Below are 16,883 nucleotides of genomic sequence, written 5' to 3'. Positions count from 1 at the left end.
GCCACGGAGAAGGAATATCCACGAAGACGGACTACGCCAATTCAGCTCCCGTTAATCGAGATAACCGAGATCGCGGAGTCGGTCGATCGCCTCGCCGTCGGAGTCGTCGTCTCCCCGCGTCGGAGTCGCCTCTGCGACCACGGTTCGACGCGTCTCGCCGTCGACGACGAGCCAGGGGACTTTCACGAGGCTCTCGGCGTACACTCCCGGCGGGTGGCCGTACATCTTCAGCGGGACGGGACACGGGGAAGGGTACTCGCCGACGAGGTTCCCGTGGTCGGAGGTGACGACGGTCCGTCCGGACAGTTCGTCGACGAGCCGCTGGACGTGCGGGAGGGCGACCTGGAGGTTCTCGCAGTAAGCGTTCCACACGTCTCGCTCGCTGACCTTCCCGCGCTGGAGCAGGTCCCACACGTTGAGGTGGTCGCTCGCCGCGGTGTCGCCGGTCGCCAGCCGACGCGAGAGTTCGATGCCCGCCTGGTCCTCGAACAGCGTCCGTCCGAGCTCGCCCACGAACGGGTAGTGCGGCTGGACGAAGTGGCTGACGATGCGCTTGTCGGGGTAGCGTTCGGCGGCCTCCAGCGTCGCCTCGACCATCGCCTCCGGGAGGACGGTGTTGAGGTCGTCGTCCCAGGCGTCCTTCCAGACGGAGACGACGGCGTGGAAGGGGGCGTCGAGGCGGACGTTCACCTGCGGGTTCGCCGTGACGTAGACGACGTCGTCGAACCGCCCCTCGCCGAAGTTCCGCCGGAGGAACTCCTCGGTGTTCGACCCGCGGGAGAGACGAGCGCTCAACTCGCCCTCGACGGTGTTGTGCTCGCGGAACATGTCGTAGCGACACGCGTCGAGCACGAGCAGGTTGTCCCACTCCTCGTCGACGACGGCGACACCTTCCCCGCGGCGGAGATACCGGAAGTACGGCTGGACGACGGCCGTCCGGACGGCGTACGGGACGCCGATCTCGCGCCACCACGAGCGGTCGTTCCAGTGGCGCTTCAGATTCGTGAGCAGTATCGAACGGTCCATCTCACTCGTCCCCCGTCGTCGCGGCCAGATACTCCGCGACGGCGTACGCCATCCACGCCTGACACCACCGCATCAGGGTGAACCGCTTCGTGTAGAACCGGCGTCGCTGGTAGTAGAACTGTCCCTCGCCGGCGTAGAGGTTCGCGAGCGCCCAGTCGAGGATGCGCCGCGCGAAGTCGGTGTCACCGGCTTTCGTGAAGACGAGGACGCCCTGCGCCACGGCGTGAACGTCACGCGGGTACGAGTGCGACTCGTCCCAGTTCGGCGCGCCGTTCGGGTCGAAGAGGACGTCACGATAGAACGACAACGCCTTCGACAGCGTCTCCTCGTATCGCTGCTCGCCGGTCACCTCGTGGTAGTGGAGATACGACTCGACGATGAACCCGTTGTGGTGGTTGTCCATCGACAGATGCGACGCCGACGGCGGGTCGCGGTACGGCCACCCGCCCAGGTCGGTCTGTTTCGTCGCGAGATAGTCCAGCAGCGCGGCGGCCCGCTCGCGGTACGATTCGTCGCCGAAGTAGTCGTAGAGGTCCAGCAGCATCCGCGCACCGATGGCCCCGCCGTTCAGCGTGTAGAAGGCTCCCGTGTAGTGGGGTTGGTAGACGATTCGTGCGCCGCCGTCCAGTTCCGTGTACTTGAGGTCCTCGAGGAGGAAGTCGACCGCCGTGCGTGCGATGTCGGCGTATCGGTCGTCGTGGGCGGCCAGTCGGAGCAACGCTCGCACGGCGTAGGAGGTGGGGATGACGTTCGGCGTCTCGGCCGGTCGCAGTTCGTCCAACTGCTGCATGGCGTGGCGGTGTCCCCCACAGAACCCGCTGTACCCCGGACTCCGGTTGTCGAGGAGCCAGTCGGCGAGGTACGTCGCCTCCGCGAGGTAGAGTTCGTCGTCGGTGTGCTCGTAGGCGGTCAGGTTCGCCATCGCGAACAGCGCAGTCCCCTTGAAGCTCCGCCGTCGCTCGACGAGGAACAGCGGTCTGACGTTCACCGGGGCGCGTTTGATCCCCTCCTGGACCGCGAGGTTGAGCCACTGGTTCTCCACCGGGAGCACTCGGAGGAGCCGACTGCTCATCCCGTCGAAGTAGTCGTACCCCGTGTAGTCACGGTCCCGGGCGTACGCGAGCACGTCGGTCAGGAGCCCGACCGACAGTTCGTCGGTTCGGTGTGGCGATTCGGGCGTCGTACCGTCTCGCGTCCGAAACGCTCGCGAGCGCGTCCGGACGTCGATCGAAGGGAATCGTATCATGGCCTGTGGTTCCGTACCGCGAGCGACCGCTCGGCAGCACGTCCGTGGTGTCAGCACTGCGGAGAGACTCTTTGTTATGCAGTGTGTGCCGGCTCCTCGATCACTGTCCGTCGGTGTCGTCTGCGGCGGCAACTCCGACCGTCGCGTCCGAGGCCGGGGGCGGACGGAGCAGTCGACGTGATTCGCTTCGGCGTGGCGTTCACAGCCACGGCGTTCCGACAGACGGTCGGAACGCCACGAGTATGGCGCGACTAACTGCGCCCGCCGAACCGGAAACGGTGTGATAACTATGTCGTCGACGGTCGACGAACAGTCGTATGACACTCAGCCGAACGTACCGCCTCGCGAGCAGTACCGGACCGGTCCCGTCGCGTGACCGGTCACTCGACGCCGCTACGGGACCCGCCAGACGCCGCTACGGGACCCGCCAGCGACGGAGGGGGTGACGTGATGGTCTCCGCGTCGCTCTCCTGGCTCGTCACCCAGCTGCGACCCTTCTTCGACCTCGTCGTCCCCGCGTTCGTCGTCGGCTTCTTCCTCGTCGCACTGGTCGCCATCGCGCTGAGCGACGACCGGACGGTCCGTAACAGCTACCTCGCCGGCTTCTTCGCGCTGCTCGTCGTCGTCAACCTGTTCGCCCCCGTCACGCCCGCGCCGGTCATCAAGTGGCACAAGTTCTCGGAGGTCCGCGGGACCGAGAAGACGGAGTACGTCTTCCGCGTCGTCGACGTCGACGGCGCAGAGCTCACCTACGACGACGAAGCGACGCTCAACACGGGGAGCGTCGCCCCCTCCTACGTCCGGCTGAAGATGCAAAACGAGTTCACGCCCGCCCAGAACGCCGAGACGGCCCAGTGGCTGTTGGACCGGGCGGCCGTCCACCGCGAACGGGTGACGAACCCCTCGCCGACGCGGTTCCTCTACTTCCCGCGGCACGCGATGGCCGACACGTGGACCCGCGAGACGGTCGCGGACTACGCGGAGTTCACCGGACTGCGGCTGTACCGAGTCGACATGACGCTCGCCGAGGACGGCACCGAGGTGACCGCCTACACCGAGACGCTCGTCTACGAGTACTACGAGGACCGTGGGACGACCGTCGAGATCGCCAGCGTCGACGACGCTGTGGACTCGATGGAGACGGACGACGTTGCAGACGTGACGAAGACGGACGACGTTGCAGACGTGACGAAGATGGACGACGTTGCAGACGTGACGAAGACGGACGACGTTGCGGACCCGCTGGAGACGACCGCCGTCCGGTCGCCTGCCGTCGTCCCCGGAGGTGCGCTCTCGTGAACCGCGACCGCCTGCGCTCGCTCGGGTCGGTGTACGTCAACTACGTCGCGAGTCCGGTCCGTGACTCGCCGGTCAACCTCGCGATGGCGCGCGTCGTCGTCGCGTTCTACGTGATCTGGAAGACGATCTGGATCGACTGGGAGGTGTACCTGCAGGTGCCCTTCGTCGCACTCGAGGAGTACGAGTTTCTGGTCCCGTACGCGTTCCCGCAGCTGCTCGTCGTCGAGAAGTATCTGCTCGTCGTCAGCGTCTGCCTCTTCGCGGTCGGCTACCGCATCAGAGCGACGGCCGCCCTCTCCGCGTTGCTCCTCGGCCACCTCGGCCTGCTCCGGTTCGCGATGAACGGGTTCGGCGGTGGCTCGGCCGTCTTCATCCCGGTGTACTTCCTCGTGTTCTTCGCGCTGTTCGCCCCGCAGGACGAACTCTCCGTCGACGGCGTCCGCCGGACGGGACGGCAGTCCGTCGAGTCGGTCGTCTCCCGACTCAAGGAGTCGCGCCCGCGGCGCTTCCGTGCGGACCCGCTGAAGTACAGCCTCCTCGTGCTCGGGGTTATCTACTTCGGGTCGGCCTTCGACAAGCTGTTTCCGAACCTCCAGAAGTTCCAACCCGAGTGGCTCATGCCGTACAACCTCTCGCGCATCGTCACCATCTTCCACACGACCCGCGACCAGCTGTTCCCGTTCACGCACGAGGTCGTGAACTACCCGCTTCTGATCTTCTTCTTCGCGGTGAGCACGCTCGTCCTCGAAGGAGGGCTCCTCGTCGCCATCCTCTCGAAGCGCTCGGTGACGCCGTTCTTCGTCGGTCTCACCGGGTTCAAACTCTCCTCGATCGTCCTGCTCGGCATCTTCTTCGGCGACGCCGTCGTCTTCTTCATGCTGTTTCTCGCGTGGGACGCGGCGTACCGCTACCTCGCGAGCGACCGGGCGGTCGACGTCGTGTTCGACGAACGCTGTTACTTCTGCGCCCGGAGTCTGTACCCGTTCGAGCTTCTCGACGTGAACGACACGATGACGTTCTACTCGCAGTCCGACCTCCCTGCGCGGTACCAGGACCGACCGGACGTCGACTACAGCAGCGCCATGTACGTCTTCGACGCCGACGGAACGCCGTATCGCGGCTACTGGGCGTTCCGCGAACTGCTCCGGCAGCTCGCCGTCTTCGCTCCGATCGTCTGGCTGATGGGGACGCGGCCGGTCGCCGTCGTCGGCGAACGCGTCTACAAGTACGTCGCCGCCAACCGGAGCAGACACTTCGTCTGTAGTGTCGACCTCGACACCGAACTGTGAGGTCGGGGCGGTCCGAGCGGGACTTGACAACGGCGACGACTGACGCTTCGGTCGGCCCGGTCGTTGATGACCGTCGACCGCGTACTCTCGACCGATGCGCTACTTCGGCTACGACGCCATCATCGACGAGGGCGACTCCATCCAGGCGACGTACGACGGCGGTGCCACCCACATCGGCGTTCTCAACGGTTACGAACCGGACGTCGACTCGTACCCGCTGGTCTTCGACGAGGACCGCCCGTTCGCCATCGAGGGCTGTGGACCCGGCGTCAGCCAGATCGGCCACGAGGACGTCGAAAAGGGGCCGATCGTCGACGTCTCGGGTCACGGTGCGCGGACCTATAAACGAGCACCCACGATACAGAACCTCTCCGTGGTAGGGGGGTCGCCCGGTATCCGTATCCGGTGTGCGCCGTACACCTCCGTCTCGAACGTCTACGTGACCGCTGCGGGTGACGGCGTCGCCGTCGCCGCCGCCGACCACAACTGCTACGGGACGAGTCTGTTCAACGTCCAGGCGTGGAACTGCGGCGGCGACGGCTTCCGCTTGGAGACGGACGCCGGCCCACACGCGACGCAGTTCTTCGGCTGTCAGGCCATCGCCAACAAGGGCGTCGGCTTCCGGCTCGACGGCTACAAGACGTCGATGCTCGGGGGGTCCGCCCAACTGAATCACGGCCACGGTATCGACGTCCGGTCGCCGGCCGTCTCCGTCAAGGACGCCTACATCGAAGGGAACGGTCGGCGCGAGGACTACCCGGTCGAACTCTACGGGCGGGGTGCCCACGGGCTGACCGTCGCCGACTGCTACTTCCACGGCGCGACGCCCCGGAAGGTGTGGCACGACCACGACGACGTCCAGCGAGGGGTCAACCTCCACGAGTCGAAGTCGGTGTCCGTCCGCGACAACGTGTTCCGGGGTTACGGCGACGCCTTCTTCGCTGGCTTCGACACGAAGGCACGACTGGAGGGGAACTTCGCAGTCGACGGGACGCCGCTGCGTTCCGGATAGCGAGCGCGTCGCGACCGACCGCGGCTACACGCCGAGTTCGTCGGCCAACTCGTAGAACGTCTCGATGGTCAGGTCGGGGTCGCCGTCGAACGGTTCGTACGGCGTCCCCTTCCGGTCGACCCAGACGCCCTGCATCCCGGCGTGCTGGGCACCCATCACGTCGAACCAACCGGCCGTGACGTGGGCGATCTCGTCGATCGGCGTGCCGGTTCGGGCGGCGGCGTGACGGTACAGTTCGGCGTCGGGTTTGAACGTCTCCACCTCGTCGGCGCTGATCGTATCCTCCAGTAGGTCGCCGATGTCGGCGTGGTCGACCATCGACTCGAGCATCTCGGGGTTGCCGTTCGAGACGACGTAGCAGTCGTACCCGCCGTCGCGGAGGCGTTCGATGCCGTCGCGGACGTCGTCGAAGACGTCGAGTTCGTGGTAGACGGCGAGGATCTCGTCGCGCTCCTCCTCGCTGACGTCGACGTCGTGGACGTCCAGCGCGTACTGGAGTGCGTCGCGGTTCACCTCGTAGAACGGCTCGTAGACGTCGATGTGGTTGCCGACGAACGTGTACTCCAGCGAGCGTGCCCGCCACAGCTTCGAGACGGGTTCGGGGTCGTCGACGCGCTCGGCCAGCGCCTGCTCTGCGGCGTCGACGTCGACGAGCGTGCTGTAGGAGTCGAACGTGACCGTCGTGACGTCTTCGGGGATGAACGACATCTCTCAGGTGGAGGTCGGAGCGCCGGCGCATTAATCGTGTGGCGGTCGTGTCGTCCGGTCGCCATCCGCCTCCTCGGTCACTCCACCGACCGGACGACGGGGTAGTCGTCGGGGACGGAGAACCCGTGGTCGCGGAGGCGGTCGCGGTCGGTGGCCAGCGAGTCGGCCCACGCAGTTCCGGCGTCGGTCAGGGCGGTCACCCCGTAGCGAATCGGCGCGCCGCGGACCGTCCGCTCGGGGAGGTCGAGACTGACCGTCGCGTACGTGTCGGCCCGCGTGGGGTCGGAGAAGTCGATGGCGGCGGGGAGGTCGACGAACGGGAGGTCGTGTTCGACGGCCATGTTCTCGTAGACGAACGCGGCGTCGATCTTCCCCGCCTCGAGCGTCCGCATGAGCGCCGTCTCCGGGAAGACGAGCGCGTCGTCGAGGAGGTCCGCAGCGGCGAGTCCGCGGTCGTCGGCGAGACGCATCGCGAGCACCGTCCGGTAGCCCAGCGGGTCGGCCTTCGGGTCGGTCTGCCCCACTCGAACGTCCTCGCGACCGAGTCCGGCCGCCCAGTCGTCCGCGATCGCGTCAGCGTGCGGCGATTCGGGGTCGTAGGCGAGGACGAGCGCGTTGGTCGCAAAGAGCGTCGTCTCGGCCGTGATCCCCGTAAAGAGGTCCGGATCGGCCAGCGCGAGCACGTCGGGGTCGCGTGCGTCGTCGACGACGAGGTTCCGCGCGGTCAGACTGCCGTGGGCCTCGACGTCCGCGCCGGCGACGTCGTCGGCGAGGACGAGCAGACTGCCCGCGACGAGCGCCCGTGCAGGAGTCGTCCGCGACTCGCGCGGGCCGCCGGTGACGTACTCGACGCCCTGCAGACCGACCGTTCCGAGCGTCCCGACGGTGAGTCCGCCGGCGGCGACGCGGCGGAGGAACCGTCGGCGGTTCGACGTCATGTGACGCAACTCTCTCAGATTTCGACATAGCTGTTTCGTAACTGGTGATGGTTACGTCGGACGAGGCGAGCGTCGATCAGGTCGTCCCCGACAGTCCCCGTCGAATCTCGATGGCCGCGAGGAACGACTCCTGTGAGACGGTGCCGACGATCCGGTCGCCCTCTTCGACCAACGCGTAGTCGGCCCCCTGCTGGCCGAGTTCGGCGAGCGTGTCGAAGGCGTCCGCGGTCGCCTCGACGCGAAGCGGCGGCGGCCCCATCACGTCGCCGACGGCGACCGCCTCGTGACGCTCTCGCGGGAGACCCCGGAGGTCCGAGAGTCGGACGACTCCGACCACGGACTCGCCGTCGACGACCGGGAACGCCGTCCGACGGCGGTGCAGCATCAGTGCGACGAACGCCGATACCGGGTCGTCGGCCGAGAGCGTCTCCGTCGAGGCGTCCATCACGTCGGCGACGGTCAACCCCGTCAGCAGGTCGTCGACGAGACTCGCTCTCGCCTCGCTCTTGGCCGCGCCGTAGACGAACAGCGCGACGAGGATGAGGATCGGGTTGAAGCCGACGACGCCGACGACGGCGAACAGGAGCGCGAAGGCGACGCCGATGCGGGCGGCGATCCGGGTCGCGATGCCGTAGGGACGCGAGCGGGCGAGCAGCGCACGGAGGACGCGGCCGCCGTCCATCGGGAACGCCGGCAGGAGGTTGAACGCCGCGAGCGTCACGTTGACGACGGCGAGCCAGCCGAAGACGAAGACGACGACGGGGAACCGACTCGGCACGAGCTGGACGACGGCGGCACAGCAGAGTCCGACGAGGACGCTCGTCACCGGGCCGGCGACGGCGATCCAGAACTCGCGGTCCCACTCGCGGGGGATGGCGGAGAACCGCGCGAGGCCGCCGAACACCCAGAGCGTGATCGACTCGATCTCGAGTCCGTACCGCCGAGCGACCCACGAGTGGCCGAGTTCGTGCAGCAGGACGCCGACGAATAGGCCGAGCGCGGCGGCGACGCCGACGACCCAGGGCGTGGTGCCGGCGCGGAGCACGGCGACGTCCAGCGGCGCGGGGGCGAACTGGTTGATGACACCGGCGTAGAGGGCGATCTGCTGACCGCTGCCGATGAGCCACGCCAGTATCGGGAGGAAGACGAGGAGCGAGACGTTGACCCTGATGGGGATCCCCCAGATTCGAGCGACCGTGTAACTCCGCATACCGACTCTACGTCGGCAACGGCATTGACACGTTCGCCGGTTGGCAGCCGAACGAACGCCGAGTGCGACGACCGGCGGAGACGAGCGCCGAGAGCACGTTTCCGCTCAAAACCCGTCTCCGAAGTCGTCGCCGTCTCCGTCTTCTCGTCGAGTGCGGCGTCGGTACGCGAGACGGGTAGTCGACGACTACCTGCTCTCGACCGCAGAGCGCGGATGGTTCTACACACGTTACGAGCCGTGTAACAATACCGCTCTCGCCCGTTGTGTGGGCTGTCATGCAAGCAGTCGTCCTCGCCGCCGGGAAGGGAACGCGTCTCCGTCCGCTCACGGCGGACAGACCCAAGGCGCTTGTCGCCGTCGACGGCGAACCGCTCCTCACCCACTGCTTCGAGGAGCTCCGATCGCTGGGCGCCGAGGAGTTGATCGTCGTCGTCGGCTACCGGGCCGAACAGATCATCGAACGCTACGGCGACGAGTACCGGGGGATCCCCATCACCTACACGTACCAGCGCGAGCAGTTGGGGCTCGCTCACGCGCTCCTGACCGCCGAGACGCACGTCGACGGCGACTTCATGCTGATGCTCGGCGACAACGTCTTCCGGTCGAACCTCGACGCCGTCGTCCAGTCGCAGAAGGAGGAGGACGTCGACGCGGCGTTCCTCGTCGAGGAGGTCCCCTACGAGGAGGCCTCCCGGTACGGCGTCTGCGTCACCAACGGCGACGACGAGATCGTCGAGGTGCTGGAGAAACCCGACGACCCGCCGTCGAACCTCGTGATGACGGGGTTCTACACCTTCTCGCCCGCCATCTTCCACGCGTGTCACCTCGTGCAACCGTCGGACCGCGGCGAGTACGAACTGCCCGACGCGATCGACCTCCTGCTCCGGAGCGGTCGCTCCATCGTGGCGATCCCGCTAGACGGGTGGCGTATCGACGTCGGCTACCCCGAGAACCGCGACGAGGCCGAACGGCGACTCGCCGACGAGCGGACGTCGACGCCGACGCCGCAGGCGGAGTCGGTCGAGGACTGACTCGAAGCGCCGGCCCCCGCTACCCCTCGCTCCGCCCGGCCGTGTCGACGACCGACCGCAGCACCGTCGGTGCCTCGTAGTCGAAGACGAGTTCGAGCAGGCCGACGGCGGCGACGTAGAGCACGACACCCGTCAGCACGAGCGCAGCAGAGGCGAACAGCCCCGCGTCGAGCCCGAACGACTCGCGGAGGCCGTAGACGCCGACTCCCATCGCCGCGCTCGCGAGCGCCGGGAAGCCGACGACCCGGAAGAACCGAGTGAAACTGCCGTCGACGGTCCGAACCGCGACGTACGAGGCGACCGGTTCGGAGAACAGCGCCGAGTTGACGACGACAACCGCCGCCGTCCCGGCGATGCCGTACGCCTCCGTCGCCGGGTAGATCAGTGCGGCGATGAGAAGCAGTTTTCCGAACTGGATCTTCGTCGCGTAGTCCGGGCGGCCGACCGCCTGAAACAGCGGTCCGGTCGTCGCACCGAGCGACCGCAACAGCCCCCACAGCGCCAGCACCTGCATCACGAGCGCCGCCTCCGCCCACTCTGGCGGTAGGAACGTCGCGGTGAACGTCGGCGCGACGACGACGATGCCGACGGCGGTCGGAAACGACAGCACGGTCGTCAGCGTGAGCGCCCGATAGAACGCGCTCCGGAGGCGGTCGACGTCGTCCTGCAGTTTCGAGTATGCGGGGAAAGCCACGCTCGAGACGACGTGGGTGATCTCGGTCGCCGGTGCGTTCGAGAACCGGTAGGAGAACTGGTAGACGCCGAGCGCGCCCGCCCCGAGGAACCAGCCGACGAACGCGTCGTCGCCCTCGTTGATGAGGTAGACGAGGACGCCGGAGGCGGTGATCCACTTGCCGTAGCCGAACAGTTCGCGCGCCTGTCCGAAGTCGAACGAGGGGCGCGGTCGGTAGTCGTGGATACGGTAGGAGACGGCGAGCGCGACGAGCGCACCGGCGACGTCGCCGACGACGAACGCCCACGCGCTGCGGAGGACCACCGCAGCGACGACGGTGACGACGGCGATGGTCGCCGCCTTGCCGACCTTGTAGACGAACTCGCGGTGGAACGCGAGGTTCTTGCGGAAGTAGACGACGCCGGGGTTCTCGAGCCCCTTCAGCAGGGGGAGCACCGCCATCGCCTGGATGAGCGGTTCCGCCCGTGGGTTGCCGAAGAAGGCTGCGACGAACGGCGCGGCGAACACCGCGACGAGACCGATACCCAGTCCGCGGAGCGTCCGGAGCGTCCAGGCGGTGTCGAGGTAGGCGTCGACGTCGTCCTCCCGGTGTTCGATGAGCGCCTCCTCGATGCCGAGTTTGGACACGCGGCGGAGCGCCGCGAGCGTCAGGAGGGCGAACCCGACGAGTCCGAACTCCGCTTGCGTGAGCAACCAGGTCAACGCGCCGAGCTTGAGAAACTGGAGTCCGCGCCCGAGTCCGTTGGCGAGGGAAGCCCAGATGCCGCTCTTGACGGTCTGTTCACCGACGCCCCCGCCGGGGATCAGCGTCGCGATCAGGCGTCTCAGTCGGTCGCGCATCGTCCCCTCACGGTCGCAACGTCGTGGGCAACGTCGCATAACGACAGCGGTCGGTCACGCACGTCGCCCTCAGACCTTCCCGACGACCGTCTCGACGTCGGTCGTCGCGCGGTCAGCGGCGACGGCGAGGTCGTCGGCACCCTGCTCGGCGGCACGGTACACTGCGAGCGTTCGGGCGGCGACGGTGTCCCAGTCGTTTCTGACCGCCCGCGTCCGGTTTCTCGCACCGACCGACGAGAGCTCCTCCTCGCGGACGCGCCGCATCTCGCGACGGAGACCGTCGGGGTCGTCGGGGTCGTAGAGCAGGTCGTTGGCCGACGAGAGCGTGTCGGGGAGACACCCCATCCGCGGGGCGACGACGGGACGCCCGAACGACATCGCGAGGACGGCGCTCCCGGAGGTGAGCACCCGCTCGAACGGGAGGACGACGGCGTCACTGGCGGCGAAGTAGTGCTGCACGTCGTCGTCGGGGACGAAGCCGAAGTCGGCGTGGACGCGGTCGGTTCGCTCACAGGCCGCGAGCAGTCGCGCTCGACGTTTCGGGTCCGTGGGCGGACGACCCGCCACGACCAGCCGGGAGTCGGGGTCGTCCAACTCGTCGAACGTCTCGACCAGTCGCCGAACCCCCTTGTACGGGCGGACGTTGCCGAAGTGCAGGTAGACGGTCGCGTCGGGTGGGAGCGAGAGCGCCTCGCGTGCCTCCTCGCGGGAGACGTCGTCGGGGTAACTGCCGATGTAGTTGCCGTGCGGGACGACGGCGACCTGCGAGACGTCGGTCACGGGGACGTCGTAGGTGTCGACGACCTCCTCGCGGGCGTTCTCGCCGTGCACGAGGAGTCCGTCGCAGCACCGCACGATCAGCCGTCTGACCGTCAACTCGATGCGCGGATGTCGCCGTTCGTGGTCGAGCGTGTTGTGAACGGTCCAGACGATCGGAACCCCGAGCAGTCGACAGACGGCGAGTTCGAACAGTAGCCGGAGACCGAGCACCAGCGTGACGAGCTTGTTGTGCATGACGAAAAGCGAGTGCGCCCAGTGGAGATGCAGCACGTCGGGCTGGTCGCTGAGCACCGACTGCAGGATCGGGAGCGGTGCCTCGTGGTCTCCCGTCCGGACGGCCACGCCCCGGTCTTCGAGCGCCTCCCTGAGCTCTCGCTGGTAGGGGTTGTCGTCGTAGTAGGGCAGAAAGAGGACGTCGAGCGGGGCCTGGTTCGCGGACACGTTTCTCTGAGTGGTTGTATTTCGCGTATCGGGATAAGTCCTGTTGATACAATCGTCCTCTCCGAACAACTTTCTACCCAAACATACATTCCAATCACCACCAAACCAGTGGACGATGACCGAACCAGCGGACGACGCCACCGACGTCGTCGTCGTCGTCGGCACCCGTCCCGAGATCATCAAACTGGCACCCGTCGTCCGAGCACTCCAGCGGACCGACCGACTGGAGTTCTCGCTCGTCCACACCGGACAGCACTACGACGACGAACTCAGCGGGACGTTCTTCGAGACGCTGTCGCTGCCGACGCCCGACCGATTCCTCGACGTCGGAAGCGGCGACCACAGTCGGCAGACGGCCGACGCGCTGGCGGCACTCGGCGACGTGCTCCGGTCTGACGACCCCGACGCCGTCCTCGCCCAGGGAGACACGAACACGGTGCTCGCGGCGGCGGTGGCGACGAGCAAACACGACGCCCGGTTCGGCCACGTCGAGGCTGGCATCCGGAGTTTCGACCGCGAGATGCCCGAGGAGGTCAACCGCGTCGTCGCCGACCGGGTGAGCGACTGGCTGTTCGCGCCGACGACGACGGCCGTCGACAACCTCGCCGCCGAGGGGATCGACGACGGCGTCGTCGAGACCGGCAACACCGTCGTCGACGCCTGTCTCCGTCACCGCGAGCTCGCCGTCGACCAGTCCGACGTGCTCGACCGGTTCGGGCTCGACGCCGAGGAGTACGTCCTCTCGACGATCCACCGGCCGCGGAACACCGACGACGAGACGCGACTGCAAACCGTCGTCGAGACGCTCGACGCCGCCGACCGGCCGGTCGTCCTCCCGGCACATCCGCGACTCCGGAACGCCCTCGACGAGATCGGCTTCGACCTCTCGGGATCGCTCCGCGTCGTCGACCCGCTGGACTACCTCGACTTCCTCGCGCTGCTCTCGTCGGCCCGCGTCGTCGTCACCGACTCCGGCGGCGTCCAGGAGGAAGCTTCCATCCTCGAGATCCCCTGTCTGACCGTCCGGCCGAACACCGAACGCCCGGAGACGGTGGACGCGGGAGTGAACGAACTCGTCGAACCGGCCGCCCTCGACGGTCGGCTCCGCGCCGTCTGTGAGTCCGAACGTCGGCAGATGACCGGTGCGTCGACGCTGTACGGCGACGGCGACGCCGGCGAACGGATCGTCGACCACCTCGCCGCCGAACTGGGTGGACGGCGAGTGCAGTGAGTGCGTTTATGTCGCTGCCGGGCGGCCGTCGAACCACTCGAATGGAGACGCACACGACCGCGACCGACGGACGGAGGCGACGCTGAATGCGCATCGGGATGGTGCTCCGGGGCTTCTTCCCGCACGACATCCGCATCGAGAAGGAGGCGCGGACGCTCGCCGCGGCGGGCCACGAGGTGTCGCTGCTCTGTCTCGGCAAGCCGGACCAACCGGCGACGGAGCGGTTCGAGGACATCGAGGTGCGTCGCATCCACCGCCGGGAGACGTACAACACGGTCCAGCGGACGCTCAAGACGTTCCGGTACGTGACGACGCTGTACGACTCCATCTGGGCACGTGAGCTGCGCGCGTTCGTCGAGAGCGAGGGTATCGAGGCGTTGCACGTCCACGACCTCCCGCTCGTGAAGACCGGGCTCTCGGTCGCCGAGGAGTACGACCTCCCGCTCGTGGCCGACCTCCACGAGAACTATCCGGAGGCCGCCCACCAGTGGCGCGAGGGGATGTCGCGGCCCCGACGACTCGTCCAGAAGACGTTCACGCCGCGTCCCCGGCTGAAGCGGTTGGAACGGAACTGCGTCCAGCGGGCCGACCACGTCGTCGCGGTCGTCGAGGAGGCCCGCGCGCACTACCTGCGCGACTGCGGCGCGGACCCGACGACGGTCTCCGTCGTCTCCAACACGGTCGAACTGTCGCGCTTCGACGACGCCGACCTGTCGGACGTCGTCGACGACGACGAGTTCGTCGTCTCCTACGTCGGGAGCTTCGGCCCCCACCGCGGCATCGAGACGGCCATCCGGGCGATGCTAGACGTGGTCGAACAGGTACCGAACGCGCGTCTCTTGCTCGTCGGGTCCGCCGGCGAGGACGCCTACCAGCGGCGGCTCGAACGCATCGCCGCCGAGAGCGGCGTCGCCGACCACATCACCTTCACCGGGTGGGTCGACTTCGCGGAGGTCCCCTCCTACGTCGCCGGCAGCGACGTCTCCTTCGTGCTCCACACGGAGAACCCCCACACGTCGACGACGATCCCGCACAAGCTGTTCCAGTACATGGCCTTCGAGAAACCCGTCGTCGTGACGGACGTCGGGCCGCTCGGCCGCATCGTCCGCGAGACCGAGTCGGGACACGTCGTCGCCGACGGCGACCACGACGGGTTCGCCGAGGCGGTGGTGGAACTTGCGACGGACGAAGAACGGACGAGAGAGCTCGGGCGGAACGCCCGTCGCGCCGTCGAGGAACGCTACAACTGGGCGAACGAGGGCGAGTCGTTGCTTGGCGTCTACGAGTCGCTGTAGTCCCGACTCGCCGCGTGAATTACCGACGCCGCGCCGTCCCCGTCAGCAGGTTCGACAGCGCCATCACGTACGACCCGACCTCGTAGGCACCCTTGAACTGCTGGTCTTCGACGTTCATCCGCCCGTCGGTCGTCATGAACCGCATCGGCACGCCGAGTCCGCTCGCGTCGGCGAGGTTCACGCCGCGGTCGTTCGTCGCGTAGATCCACTCCATCGCCTCGCCCACCTCTCTATCGTAGTTCTTCTCGCCGCCGGCGGCGTAGTAGTGGGCGACAGCGTTGACGAAGAACGTCTGGTGACACTCGTAGAGGAACTCCCAGTGCGGCGGTCGGCCGTCGCCGGATCCGAGTCGCCGGCGGAGCTCCGCACCCGCGTACGCGCGGTTCGAGGGGTCCTCCCAGACGAACGCGCCGTCCGACCGCATCCGTTCTTCGACCGTGTAGTCGAGCACCTGCTCGACGTTCTCCAGATAGCCCGTCCGTCCCGTCACCTCGATACCCCGCGCCAGCCCCCAGAGCGTGTACATCTGGTTCTGGTGGCGGCGAGTCGTCGGGTTGTCGAAGTAGAACAGCGTCTTCCAGGCGTTCTGCTGGTCGACGATCTCGTACATCGCGGCGTCGATGGCGTCGCCGACGGCCTCCTCGCCGGTGCGCTCGTAGAGGTAGGTCCAGCCGTAGAGCAGGAGACTGTCCTCGCTGTCGGTGAAGTCGAAGCGCCCCTCCGCGTGTTCGAACAGCGTCGTCGCCACCGAGAGATGATCGACGTCTTCGTCGTCTCCGTCGTCTCCACCGAACACGTCCGCAGCGAGGCTGAACGCGACGGTCAGCGGACCGATTCCGTAGCTCGGCATCGCGTCGAGCGTCCGCCCCTGGTCGATCTGGTCGGCGAAGTACGACAGTTGTGCACGGAGTTGCTCGTCGTATCGGTCGTCGCCTTGTTCGGAGACGCGCCACTGCAACAGTCCCATGAGCGCGAACGGCGCGTATCGCCACTCGTTGCGTCGAATCGGCGACCACCCGAGTCCGCCCGACTCGTCGATGTCGTACGCCAGGGCGCGGATCAGTCTGTTCTGGTCTGCGTCCCAGAAGCCGTTCGCCTCGGTCGGCCGGAACAGGCAGTCGAGCGCGTCGTCGAGATACGACTCGTAGTCGAGCTTCTGGACGCCGAAGACGAGGTAGGAGGCGTTCTCCCAGTCGTCCTTCTCGACCAGTCGCTCCGAGAGGTCGCCCGCGAGATCGACCATCGGCTCCTGGACGAACTCTGGGGCGTGCGAACCGTGAGCGTGGAGACGGAACGGGTACTGGTAGATGAGGTCGTAGTCCGCGAGTCGCCACATCGGGTAGAAGATCCGCTTGCCCTCGTCGGGCGTGTAGTAGCGCAGGCGGTACTTCCCGCCGACGTAGTAGGGCGACCGCGGCGTCGGGACGGAGAAGACGTACAGCCCGTCGCTCGTCGTCACCCGCCGCACCTCGTCGGTCAACGTCTCGACGTCCAGAAACCGCCAGTCGTACGGGCCGATCGAGACTGCACCGTCGAAGTGGTCGTCCGGGAACGGCAGTTTCGGCTCCTCGGGTTCGACCCACTCGTAGCGGTCGACGTCGTCGCCGAGCACCTCTTCGGCGTACTCGATGGCGTCGTCCGAGAAGTCGAGTCGCGTGACGTGGTCGGCGTCGAGTCCCTGCGTCACGTTCGACTCCGAGGCGATGTCGAGCACGCGTCCGCGTTCGCCGAGCAGTTCCCACGCCGACTCCTTCTCGGCGTCCCGCAGATACTGGAGCATCGGTGCGACCTCCGGCTGTTTCACCCACCGCTTGAGCACCTCGTCGCGCATCAGTCGTCTCCT

The 16,883-nt window shown here is 67.3% G+C and carries 14 protein-coding genes; 6 read left to right on the top strand and 8 right to left on the bottom strand.

What is annotated here, in order from left to right; translation table 11 throughout:
- Nucleotides 1-51 precede the first annotated feature (51 nt).
- Both EOHIBHHM_RS10750 and EOHIBHHM_RS10745 read right to left on the bottom strand, forming a co-directional pair.
- Nucleotides 52-1,026 (bottom strand): hypothetical protein, encoded by a 975-nt coding sequence (locus EOHIBHHM_RS10750; protein WP_497250387.1) that lies wholly within the window; start codon nt 1,024-1,026, stop codon nt 52-54.
- Between the two features lies 1 nt (nt 1,027).
- Nucleotides 1,028-2,272 carry an antibiotic ABC transporter permease gene (locus tag EOHIBHHM_RS10745; protein WP_497250385.1) on the bottom strand — a complete coding sequence of 415 codons (1,245 nt, stop codon included), beginning with the start codon at nt 2,270-2,272 and terminating at the stop codon, nt 1,028-1,030.
- Between the two features lie 450 nt (nt 2,273-2,722).
- On the opposite strand from EOHIBHHM_RS10745, the gene EOHIBHHM_RS10740 reads away from it, so the two are divergent.
- From EOHIBHHM_RS10740 to EOHIBHHM_RS10730, 3 genes are all read left to right on the top strand, one after another.
- On the top strand, nt 2,723-3,571 hold the full coding sequence (locus EOHIBHHM_RS10740) for a hypothetical protein (RefSeq protein ID WP_497250383.1): 849 nt from the start codon (nt 2,723-2,725) through the stop codon (nt 3,569-3,571).
- On the top strand, nt 3,568-4,860 hold the full coding sequence (locus EOHIBHHM_RS10735; protein ID WP_497250381.1) for a DCC1-like thiol-disulfide oxidoreductase family protein: 1,293 nt from the start codon (nt 3,568-3,570) through the stop codon (nt 4,858-4,860). Before EOHIBHHM_RS10740 ends, EOHIBHHM_RS10735 begins: the two co-directional genes overlap by 4 nt.
- 94 nt (nt 4,861-4,954) lie before the next feature.
- On the top strand, nt 4,955-5,872 hold the full coding sequence (locus EOHIBHHM_RS10730; protein WP_497250379.1) for a hypothetical protein: 918 nt from the start codon (nt 4,955-4,957) through the stop codon (nt 5,870-5,872).
- A 24-nt stretch (nt 5,873-5,896) separates the two neighbouring features.
- On the opposite strand, the gene EOHIBHHM_RS10725 is transcribed toward EOHIBHHM_RS10730, so the two are convergent.
- From EOHIBHHM_RS10725 to EOHIBHHM_RS10715, 3 genes are all read right to left on the bottom strand, one after another.
- Nucleotides 5,897-6,580, bottom strand: coding sequence for a haloacid dehalogenase type II (locus tag EOHIBHHM_RS10725; RefSeq protein WP_497250377.1), 684 nt, complete (start codon nt 6,578-6,580; stop codon nt 5,897-5,899).
- Between the two features lie 77 nt (nt 6,581-6,657).
- The gene (locus EOHIBHHM_RS10720; protein ID WP_497250375.1) at nt 6,658-7,518 is read right to left on the bottom strand and encodes a substrate-binding domain-containing protein; all 861 of its coding nucleotides are present in this window, start codon (nt 7,516-7,518) and stop codon (nt 6,658-6,660) included.
- A 76-nt stretch (nt 7,519-7,594) separates the two neighbouring features.
- On the bottom strand, nt 7,595-8,728 hold the full coding sequence (locus EOHIBHHM_RS10715; RefSeq protein ID WP_497250373.1) for a site-2 protease family protein: 1,134 nt from the start codon (nt 8,726-8,728) through the stop codon (nt 7,595-7,597).
- Nucleotides 8,729-9,003: 275 nt separating this feature from the next.
- Here EOHIBHHM_RS10715 and aglF point away from each other — a divergent pair, with 275 nt between their 5' ends.
- A complete protein-coding gene (gene aglF / locus EOHIBHHM_RS10710; protein ID WP_497250371.1) occupies nt 9,004-9,759 on the top strand; it encodes a UTP--glucose-1-phosphate uridylyltransferase AglF in 756 nt (251 codons plus the stop codon).
- Nucleotides 9,760-9,778: 19 nt separating this feature from the next.
- Here the strand turns inward: aglF and EOHIBHHM_RS10705 are convergent, their stop codons facing one another.
- Together EOHIBHHM_RS10705 and EOHIBHHM_RS10700 are read right to left on the bottom strand one after the other, a co-directional pair.
- Nucleotides 9,779-11,293, bottom strand: a complete 1,515-nt coding sequence (locus EOHIBHHM_RS10705) for a lipopolysaccharide biosynthesis protein (RefSeq protein ID WP_497250369.1) — start codon at nt 11,291-11,293, stop codon at nt 9,779-9,781.
- A gap of 69 nt (nt 11,294-11,362) precedes the next feature.
- Nucleotides 11,363-12,514 (bottom strand): glycosyltransferase, encoded by a 1,152-nt coding sequence (locus EOHIBHHM_RS10700; protein WP_497250367.1) that lies wholly within the window; start codon nt 12,512-12,514, stop codon nt 11,363-11,365.
- 115 nt (nt 12,515-12,629) lie between these two features.
- Between EOHIBHHM_RS10700 and wecB the strand changes: the two genes are divergently transcribed.
- Together wecB and EOHIBHHM_RS10690 are read left to right on the top strand one after the other, a co-directional pair.
- Nucleotides 12,630-13,745: a non-hydrolyzing UDP-N-acetylglucosamine 2-epimerase gene (wecB, locus tag EOHIBHHM_RS10695; protein ID WP_497250365.1), complete on the top strand. Its 1,116-nt coding sequence runs from the start codon at nt 12,630-12,632 to the stop codon at nt 13,743-13,745.
- Nucleotides 13,746-13,831: 86 nt separating this feature from the next.
- On the top strand, nt 13,832-15,040 hold the full coding sequence (locus EOHIBHHM_RS10690; RefSeq protein WP_497250363.1) for a glycosyltransferase family 4 protein: 1,209 nt from the start codon (nt 13,832-13,834) through the stop codon (nt 15,038-15,040).
- A 19-nt stretch (nt 15,041-15,059) separates the two neighbouring features.
- On the opposite strand, the gene EOHIBHHM_RS10685 is transcribed toward EOHIBHHM_RS10690, so the two are convergent.
- Nucleotides 15,060-16,871 (bottom strand): class I SAM-dependent methyltransferase, encoded by a 1,812-nt coding sequence (locus tag EOHIBHHM_RS10685; RefSeq protein WP_497250361.1) that lies wholly within the window; start codon nt 16,869-16,871, stop codon nt 15,060-15,062.
- Between the last annotated feature and the right edge of the window lie 12 nt (nt 16,872-16,883).

The organism is Halogranum roseipondis, assembly GCF_059695585.1.
This window is presented reverse-complemented; position numbering and strand designations above follow the sequence as displayed.

Excerpts from the sequence above, each read along its gene's own strand:
- EOHIBHHM_RS10685 (WP_497250361.1), bottom strand. The coding sequence starts at position 16,871 with ATGCGCGACGAGGTGCTCAAGCGGTGGGTGAAACAGCCGGAGGTCGCA.
- aglF (WP_497250371.1), top strand. The coding sequence starts at position 9,004 with ATGCAAGCAGTCGTCCTCGCCGCCGGGAAGGGAACGCGTCTCCGTCCG.
- EOHIBHHM_RS10730 (WP_497250379.1), top strand. The coding sequence starts at position 4,955 with ATGCGCTACTTCGGCTACGACGCCATCATCGACGAGGGCGACTCCATC.
- EOHIBHHM_RS10720 (WP_497250375.1), bottom strand. The coding sequence starts at position 7,518 with ATGACGTCGAACCGCCGACGGTTCCTCCGCCGCGTCGCCGCCGGCGGA.
- EOHIBHHM_RS10750 (WP_497250387.1), bottom strand. The coding sequence starts at position 1,026 with ATGGACCGTTCGATACTGCTCACGAATCTGAAGCGCCACTGGAACGAC.
- EOHIBHHM_RS10690 (WP_497250363.1), top strand. The coding sequence starts at position 13,832 with ATGCGCATCGGGATGGTGCTCCGGGGCTTCTTCCCGCACGACATCCGC.
- EOHIBHHM_RS10740 (WP_497250383.1), top strand. The coding sequence starts at position 2,723 with ATGGTCTCCGCGTCGCTCTCCTGGCTCGTCACCCAGCTGCGACCCTTC.
- EOHIBHHM_RS10745 (WP_497250385.1), bottom strand. The coding sequence starts at position 2,272 with ATGATACGATTCCCTTCGATCGACGTCCGGACGCGCTCGCGAGCGTTT.
- EOHIBHHM_RS10725 (WP_497250377.1), bottom strand. The coding sequence starts at position 6,580 with ATGTCGTTCATCCCCGAAGACGTCACGACGGTCACGTTCGACTCCTAC.
- EOHIBHHM_RS10705 (WP_497250369.1), bottom strand. The coding sequence starts at position 11,293 with ATGCGCGACCGACTGAGACGCCTGATCGCGACGCTGATCCCCGGCGGG.
- wecB (WP_497250365.1), top strand. The coding sequence starts at position 12,630 with ATGACCGAACCAGCGGACGACGCCACCGACGTCGTCGTCGTCGTCGGC.
- EOHIBHHM_RS10715 (WP_497250373.1), bottom strand. The coding sequence starts at position 8,728 with ATGCGGAGTTACACGGTCGCTCGAATCTGGGGGATCCCCATCAGGGTC.